7 protein-coding genes are annotated in these 7,640 nt (G+C 71.4%); 3 read left to right on the forward strand and 4 right to left on the reverse strand.

The window, feature by feature from the left end:
• Nucleotides 1-9: 9 nt before the first annotated feature.
• From E1267_RS41170 to E1267_RS41185, 4 genes are all read right to left on the reverse strand, one after another.
• Entirely contained in the window at nt 10-519 is a 510-nt protein-coding gene (locus E1267_RS41170) for a P-loop nucleotide/nucleoside kinase family protein (RefSeq protein WP_132341343.1), read from the reverse strand.
• A gap of 123 nt (nt 520-642) precedes the next feature.
• Entirely contained in the window at nt 643-2,016 is a 1,374-nt protein-coding gene (locus E1267_RS41175; protein ID WP_246064652.1) for a hypothetical protein, read from the reverse strand.
• A 163-nt stretch (nt 2,017-2,179) separates the two neighbouring features.
• Complete coding sequence (locus E1267_RS41180) at nt 2,180-3,931, reverse strand: acetyl/propionyl/methylcrotonyl-CoA carboxylase subunit alpha (RefSeq protein ID WP_132341345.1); 1,752 nt, start codon at nt 3,929-3,931, stop codon at nt 2,180-2,182.
• Nucleotides 3,932-3,965: 34 nt separating this feature from the next.
• Entirely contained in the window at nt 3,966-4,685 is a 720-nt protein-coding gene (locus E1267_RS41185) for an SDR family NAD(P)-dependent oxidoreductase (RefSeq protein ID WP_132341347.1), read from the reverse strand.
• A 127-nt stretch (nt 4,686-4,812) separates the two neighbouring features.
• Here E1267_RS41185 and E1267_RS41190 point away from each other — a divergent pair, with 127 nt between their 5' ends.
• The 3 genes from E1267_RS41190 to E1267_RS41200 form a co-directional block, all read left to right on the forward strand.
• Complete coding sequence (locus E1267_RS41190; RefSeq protein WP_165960088.1) at nt 4,813-5,085, forward strand: WXG100 family type VII secretion target; 273 nt, start codon at nt 4,813-4,815, stop codon at nt 5,083-5,085.
• Between the two features lie 162 nt (nt 5,086-5,247).
• Complete coding sequence (locus E1267_RS41195; protein ID WP_132341349.1) at nt 5,248-6,393, forward strand: S8 family serine peptidase; 1,146 nt, start codon at nt 5,248-5,250, stop codon at nt 6,391-6,393.
• 95 nt (nt 6,394-6,488) lie between these two features.
• On the forward strand, nt 6,489-7,640 hold a 1,152-nt coding region (locus E1267_RS41200; protein WP_132341351.1), incomplete at its 3' end, for a serine/threonine protein kinase.

Below are 7,640 nucleotides of genomic sequence, written 5' to 3' on the forward strand. Positions count from 1 at the left end.
AGGGTGGCACTAAGCGAGGGCCTGGGCGATCCGGTGCACCAGAGCGGCGAGTGACTCCTCCGGCGTACAGCCCGCCGTGTCGATGACGATGCGCTTCCGGTGCCACGGCTCGTACTCGCGCTCCACCACCTCCTGCCACTCGGGCAGCCGCAGGTCGGAGATGTCGACCGAGCGGGAGGTCACCCGGTCGCGGTGCTCGGCGTGGTCGGAGCAGACCACCTCCACCTCGGCGACCGGCACGCCCGCCGCCACCCCGACGTCGCGCCAGGCGTCACGGGTGGCCGGCAGCGGGTTGACCGACTCCGCGATCACGGTCAGCCCCTGGCCGAGATGCTCCTCGGCCAGCGCGTAGCCGACGAAGTAGCCCACGGGGCCGAGCGGCGGGCGGGCCAGGCCCGAGCGTACGATCGCCTGCTCGATGGTGTCGATCCGCAGGTGAACCCCGCCGGTACGGCGGGCCAGGAGGCGGGCCAGCGTCGTCTTCCCGGTCGCGGGCAGGCCGCCCATGACGATGAGCATGCCCCTCATGCTGCCCGGCGGCCCGCCACTTCACGCCGGACGACGCAGCGCCCCCTGCGGATGCCCGTGTGCCGGGGCTCCGCAGGGGGCGCTGCTCCTGCTGAACGATTCAGCGGTGGTGCGTCACCAGTCGCCGCCGCCGAAGTCTCCACCACCGAAGTCGCCGCCGCCGCCGCCGAAGTCGCCCCAGCCGCCGCCGGCGTCGCCGCCGCCGAAGTCTCCGAGGCCGCCGTCACCGGCGCCGGCGTCGCCGCCCCAGCCGCCGCCGAAGCCGCCGCCGAGCATGCTGCCCATCATGGTGCCGATGAACATGCCGGTCATGATGTCGCCGAAGCCGCCGTAGTAGCCGGAGGCGTACGGCTGGTAGGCGGGGCCGGCGTCGTAGTAGGGCCGGCGCTGGCCGTCGACCATGACCTCGCGCATCTGCGGGTCGAAGCCGCGCTCCACGGCCTCGGCGTCCATCTTGCAGGCGGGCACGTCGCGCACCGTGCCGCCGGGCGGGGCCCAGCGCACGTCGCGGGCGGACGGCCCGTGCTGCGGGTTGAAGAAGCAGGGTGCGCGCCGCTCGGGCACGGGGTCGTTGTTGACCTTGGCCTTCACCACGGCCAGCGCGTAGCGGCCGTCTTCCAGGGTCTCGGTGACCTCGCGGACCTGGTCGGCGCGCTCCACCGCGGCGAGCTGGGTCTTGGCCTTCTCGTAGGCGTCGAGCGCCGTCTGCCACTCGTCGATGTGCTGGCCGCTCTCGCCGGACAGCGTCACGTCGGTGTCGAGGGCGGTGATCTCCTCGCCGAGCTTCGTGACGTCCTCGTCGACGGTCTGCTTGACCGCGGCGAGGTCCTTCGCGTCCTGGATGGCCTTCTTCTTCCTCCGGTTGCTGGAGTAGAGGAAGTAGCCGCCGCCGCCGACGACCACGAGCGTGCCCAGGGCGATCAGCGCGGCGGTGCCGCCTGCGCCCGGGTTGGCCTGGCTGCCGGTGTCGAGCGCGGACCGCTTGCCCTGCGCGGCCAGGTCGACGCGGTTGGCGAAGTCTTTCATGCCGTCGACGACGTTGCCCTCGTTGCTGCTGACCGCGCGGTTGGCCAGCTCGCCCGCCAGGCCCGGCGCGCGCAGCTGGCTGGAGGCGGCGAACAACGTCATGCCGTCGAGCACCGCGTAGGTGGCCCTCGGCCGTCCGGCCGCCGTCAGCGCGGAGTTGAGCTCCGTCATGTAGCCCTTGATGGAGGAGCTGTCGACCGTGCCGTCGGGCACCGCCACAGCATAGATTTTGGTGTCGGCGCCCTTGAGCGCGTCGCGGATCTCGCTCTGCTGATCAGAGGTGAGGGGCGAGCCCGACTCGACGAAGAGCGGGTCCTGCTTGTCCTTCCAATAGGACACGACTGACTGTGCGTCAGGGGGGTCGGCTGCCGCGTGGGCGGCAGGGGTCAGCGCAAGAACGACAATGAGACCGGCGATCAGAGCCGCGATCGCGGCCCCTGCTCGGCGCAGCGAGTGGGTCATTGGCAGCAAGCCTCCTTCGCCCATGAGGACGAACGGGCGATCGGCAAAGTTCCTCACTTGAACGTTACCCGTCCAGGGCGCGGGGGTGCACAACGCGGGCGAAGATCGTGGAACGGTAGATGCCCCTTTTATTGCTCCGTGCTAAGAACCCGGCTCACGCCCGTCACGACTCCTTGATCATGCAGATCGCGGCGCCCGCGGTGACCGTCTGCCCCACGGCCGCGGTGAGCCCGGTGACCGTCCCCGCCTTGTGCGCGGTGAGCGGCTGCTCCATCTTCATGGCCTCCAGCACCACCACCGTGTCGCCCTCGGCGACCACGGTGCCGTCACCCGCCACGACCTTGACGATGGTGCCCTGCATGGGGCTGACGAGCGCGTCTCCGCCGGCCGAGGCCTTCTTGCCGCCCACGCCGCCGCGCCGGGGCGCCTTGCCCGCTCCCGCGGAGGTCGTGGCTGCGGTCGTGCCGAGACCCGCGGGCAGCACCACCTCGAGGCGTTTGCCGCCGACCTCGACGGTGACGGACTCGCGCTCGGGCGCCTCGCCGGAGGCGATGTCGCCCGCGTACGGGGGGATCGTGTTGTCCCACTCGGTCTCGATCCAGCGGGTGTGCACGGTGAACGGCGACGAGACGAAGGCCGGGTCGCCGACGACGGCCTCGTGGAAGGGCAGCACGGTCGGCATGCCCTCGACGACGAACTCGGCCAGCGCCCGCCGCGAGCGCTCCAGCGCCTCCTGGCGGGTCCGCCCGGTCACGATCAGCTTGGCCACCAGTGAGTCGAACGTCTGCGGGACCGTCATCCCCGCCTCGTAGCCGGCGTCGAGCCGGACCCCGGGCCCGGACGGCGTGCGCATGACGGTCAGTGTGCCGGGCGCGGGCAGGAAGTTGCGCCCTGCGTCCTCGGCGTTGATCCGGAACTCGATCGAGTGGCCGCGCAGGACCGGGTCGTCGTAGCCGAGCGGCTCGCCGTCGGCGATCCTGAACATCTCGCGCACCAGGTCGATGCCGGAGACCTCCTCGGTGACCGGGTGTTCGACCTGCAGGCGCGTGTTGACCTCGAGGAAGGAGATCGTGCCGTCCTGGCCGACGAGGAACTCGCACGTGCCGGCCCCGACGTAGCCGGCCTCTTTGAGGATGGCCTTGGAGCTGGAGTAGAGGACGTCGATCTGCTCCTGTGACAGGAAGGGCGCGGGCGCCTCCTCCACCAGCTTCTGGTGGCGGCGCTGGAGCGAGCAGTCGCGGGTGCTGACCACGACCACGTTGCCCTGATGGTCGGCCAGGCACTGGGTCTCGACGTGGCGGGGCCGGTCGAGGTAACGCTCGACGAAGCACTCGCCGCGGCCGAACGCGGCGACCGCCTCGCGCACCGCCGACTCGTACAGCTCGGCGACCTCTTCCAGCCGGCGCGCGACCTTGATGCCGCGCCCGCCGCCGCCGTACGCGGCCTTGATCGCGATCGGCAGCCCGTGCTCCTCGGCGAACGCCACCACCTCGTCGGCCCCGGAAACGGGGTCCTTGGTGCCCGCGACGAGGGGTGCGCCGACCTTCTGGGCGATGTGCCTGGCCTGGACCTTGTCGCCCAGCGCGGCGATGGCGGCCGGCGGCGGGCCGATCCAGGCCAGTCCCGCGTCGATGACGGCCTGCGCGAAGGCGGCGTTCTCGGCCAGGAAGCCGTAGCCGGGGTGCACGGCGTCGGCTCCTGAGCGCCGTGCGACGTCGAGCAGTTTGGCGACGTCGAGATAGGTTTCCGCCGGCGACTGCCCGCCCAGCGCGTACGCCTCGTCCGCCACCCTGACATGCAGGGCGTCGAGGTCCTGGTCGGCGTATACCGCCACGCTGCCGATCCCGGCGTCCTTGCACGCACGGGCCACGCGTACGGCGATCTCGCCGCGGTTGGTGATCAGAACCTTCCGCACCGACGTTAGTCCTTCCTGCTGCCCGAGTTGCGGATCAGCGGCCCAGGTATGCGCCGCCGTTCACGTGAACCACTTGCCCGGTCACGTGCCTGGCACCCGCTGACGCCAGGAAAAGAACGGTATCCGCCACATCGGCGGGAATGCCAGGGCGGCCGTTGCGTGTGTTCTCCACGCGGGCCGTGATGCCGTCTTCGGTCAGCCGGCCCCGGAAGAACTCGGTGTCCACGACGAGGCCCGGCGAGACGACGTTCGCGGTGATGCCTCTGGGGCCGAGTTCGGCGGCCAGGTCGGCGGTCCAGGACTCCAGGGCGGCCTTGGCGGCGCCGTACGAGCCGGAGCCCGTGCCGCGCGCGGCGATGGAGCCGATGGAGACGACCCGGCCGTCCTTGGCGATGCGCGGCGCGAGAGCGGTCGTGACGAGCACGGCGGACATGAGGTTGGCGTTGAGGTTGGCCCACCAGGCCTGCGCCACCTCAGTCAGCTCGCCGGGCCGGCCCCTGTCGAGGTTGGTGTTGCCGCCGGCGTTGTTGACCAGCACGTCGACCTGCTCCGGCAGGTCGGCGAGCGCGTCGTTGACGGCGGCGGGGTCGGCGGCGTCGAAGGGCACGCAGGAGGCGCCGAGGCGCTGCGCGGCCTCCTTCAGGACGCTCTCGCGGCGCCCGGTGATCGTGACGCGGTCGCCGAGCGAGACGAACGCCGCCGCTATGGCGTGTCCGATGCCGGTGCCGCCGCCGGTGACCACAACCTCGCGCATGGAGTCTCGCTCCCGATGAAGACGAACGATTCTGCGCTAGACCATAGCCGCTCGGCATAACAGGGGCGACGGACAGTGGCCGACCTTAGCCTGAGGGCGCTTTCACAGGTTCCCCCAGGAGGTATGCATGAGCCAGAGCATGCTCGGCGGCGACCCCGCGGAAATGCAGCAGATGTCCACTCAGTTCACCCAGCAGTCGGAGGCGGTCCGCACCACGATGACCGCGCTCGACCGCGAGGCCGCCAAGGTCGGCACGGCGTGGACGGGGCCGGGCGCGCAGCGCTTCCAACAGGCATGGCAGAACTACCGCACGGCGTTCCAGCGGATGACCGAGGAGCTTCAGGAGGCTTCGCGGGTCATCGGCACCTACCGCCAGAACATCGAATCCGCCACGAAATGATCATGGATTGGGGCCCTGGCGAGGGTGCCGGGGCTTCTTCCATCGAGACACCGGAATTCCGGGGGCCCTTGAGGTGGCGGGTCCCGGCCCCAGAATAAATGTCGTGCACCGCGACGCCGGTCCGCAGACTCCCCTGAAACGGGCAGGCTACGCTTTTTACCCATGATTGGTCGCGCCCTGGTGGCGAGCGTGCTCGCCCTGCACCTGTCGGCGGTGCCGGCGCTCGCTCAGGCGCCGGAGAAGTGCGCCCCGCCGAAGGCCAGCCCCGCCATCGCGGAGAGCTGGGCCCAGCGGCGCCTCGACGTCAAAAGGGTGTGGCCGCTGACCATGGGCCAGGGCGTCACCGTGGCCGTCATCGACAGCGGCGTCGACGAGCGTCACCCGCAGATCCGCCTGGCGGGCAAGGCCGACCTGACCAGCGCCAAGGCCGACCACCGCGACTGCGTCGGCCACGGTACGGCGGTCGCGGGCATCATCGCCGGCCAGCCCCGGCCCGACGTCCCCTTCTACGGCGTGGCCCCCGGGGTGCGGCTGCTGTCGTTCAAGCAGTCCGACGAGACGAACGGTGATCTCGCCACGCTGGTCAAGGCCATCACGACGGCCGCGGACGAGAACGCCGACGTCATCAACATCTCCATCGAGACGCAGGACTCGCCCCAGCTGAAGGCGGCCGTCGACTACGCGCTCGGCAAGGACATCGTGATCGTCGCCGCCGCGGGCAACACGAAGAAGGACGACGGCACGCCCTCTCCCTCCTATCCGGCCGCCTACGACGGCGTGCTGGCGGTGGGCTCGGCCACGCCGGACGGCGGGCGGTCGCAGTTCTCCAACCCCAACGCGGTCGACGTGCTCGGCCCCGGCCAGGACGTCAGCTCGACGTGGACGGGCGGCGGCTACCAGAGCAAGCTGGACGGCACGAGCTACGCGGCGCCGTACGTGACGGGGGTCGCCGCGCTCGTCCGCGCCCGTCACCCGCACCTCGACCAGCTCCGCGTACGGCGGCGGGTCATGTTGACCGCGGACGGCGCCGCGGGCAAGGGCACCGGCGTCGGCATGGTCAACCCTCTGCTGGCGGTGACCACGGTGCTGCCGTCGGAGGAGGTGGCGGTCGCGCCGCCGGTGCCGTCGCCGTTGCCGGCGTCGGTGGTGAGCAAGGCCGTGCCGTCCGACCATCGGGCCATGGAGGTCGCGACGGCCGTGGGCGCCGGTGGCCTGATGTTGTCGGGCGTGGTGATCGCCTTGTACGTGCTCGTGCCCATGGGGCGCCGGCGCGGCTGGCGGCCGGGGTCGCGAGCCGAGGCGGATTGACCGCTGTTGTCAGGGTGTGACCGAAACTACTGATGTATATGGTGCGTATTTGATTAAATGTCCCTCGTTCATGACGTATTCCCGGAAGGACGGTCATGGCGGAGAAGGACTCGCCTCAGCCTGAGCGCATCGGCTCCCACGAGATCGTGGGGAAGGTCGGCACGGGCCCCCGCGGCGTCGTCCACCTGGGAAGGAAGTCGGACGACTCCGACCACGTGGCAGTCAAGACGCTGACCGTCGGCCCGGCAGACGATCCCGGCTTCGTCGCCAGGCTCAAGAGCGTCGCACGGTTGTCCAACTCGAACATCGCCCGCACGATCGACGCGGGCGTCCACGAGGGCCGGCTGTACGTCGTCCGGGCGCACGCCGAGGGCCGCTCACTGGCCCAGACCGTCGCCGAGGACGGCCCACTGACCGGCGACGCGCTGGAACGGGTCGCGGTGGGCATGCTGACCGCGCTGACCGCCGTCCACCTCGCCGGATTCGCGCACCGCGGCCTCACCCCGTCGAACGTGATTCTCACCGGCGAGGCGCTGCGCGTCACCGACATCGAGATCGGCGACCCCGCGGGTGAGATCGGCTACCGCGCGCCCGAGCAGATCAACGGGCTGCAGTACGGCCCGTACGCCGACGTGTTCTCCTGGGCCTCGACCGTGGTGTTCGCCGCGACCGGCTCCGCGCCGTTCGGCCACGAAGCCCAGGCCGTGCTGAACGGCGCCCCCGAGGTCGGCGACCTGCCCGAGCCGCTGCGGCAGGTGGTGCTCGCCGCGCTGACCAAGGACCCCGGGGCCAGGCCGACGACGTCCACCGCCATGCTGCGCCTGCTCGGGGACGCCAACGCGCCGATGCCCGCCCCGCCGATCGAGGGTGTCCCGGTGCCTCCGCCCGCGCCCGTCGCGGGCCCGCCGGCCCAGGATCCGCCCGGGATTCAGCCCATCCAGCTGTCGATCGAGGGCGTCCGCAAGCCCATGGGCGGCCCGATGCCGGTCAACCTGGGCCCGGTCCAGCACGGACCAGTGCCGCCCGGCGGGATGCAGCAGGGACCGCTGGGCCCCGGCCCGGCGCAGGGACCGCAGGGCCCCGCGCAGCCCGGCCAGGCGGGACCCGGTCCTGCTGAGCATGGTCCTGTCCAGCACGGTCCTGTCCAGCACGGGCAGGTGCAGCACGGGCAGGTGCAGCACGGGCAGGTGCAGCACCCCCCGCAGGGACACGTGCCGCCGCCCGCTCCGCCTGCCTGGGGCCCACCC

Origin of the sequence: Nonomuraea longispora, from assembly GCF_004348345.1 — a bacterium.
Taxonomy (GTDB): domain Bacteria; phylum Actinomycetota; class Actinomycetes; order Streptosporangiales; family Streptosporangiaceae; genus Nonomuraea; species Nonomuraea longispora.

Coding starts and splice junctions, on each gene's coding strand:
- E1267_RS41170 (WP_132341343.1), bottom strand. CDS start 519: ATGCTCATCGTCATGGGCGGCCTGCCCGCGACCGGGAAGACGACGCTG.
- E1267_RS41175 (WP_246064652.1), bottom strand. CDS start 2,016: ATGACCCACTCGCTGCGCCGAGCAGGGGCCGCGATCGCGGCTCTGATC.
- E1267_RS41185 (WP_132341347.1), bottom strand. CDS start 4,685: ATGCGCGAGGTTGTGGTCACCGGCGGCGGCACCGGCATCGGACACGCC.
- E1267_RS41190 (WP_165960088.1), top strand. CDS start 4,813: ATGAGCCAGAGCATGCTCGGCGGCGACCCCGCGGAAATGCAGCAGATG.
- E1267_RS41195 (WP_132341349.1), top strand. CDS start 5,248: ATGATTGGTCGCGCCCTGGTGGCGAGCGTGCTCGCCCTGCACCTGTCG.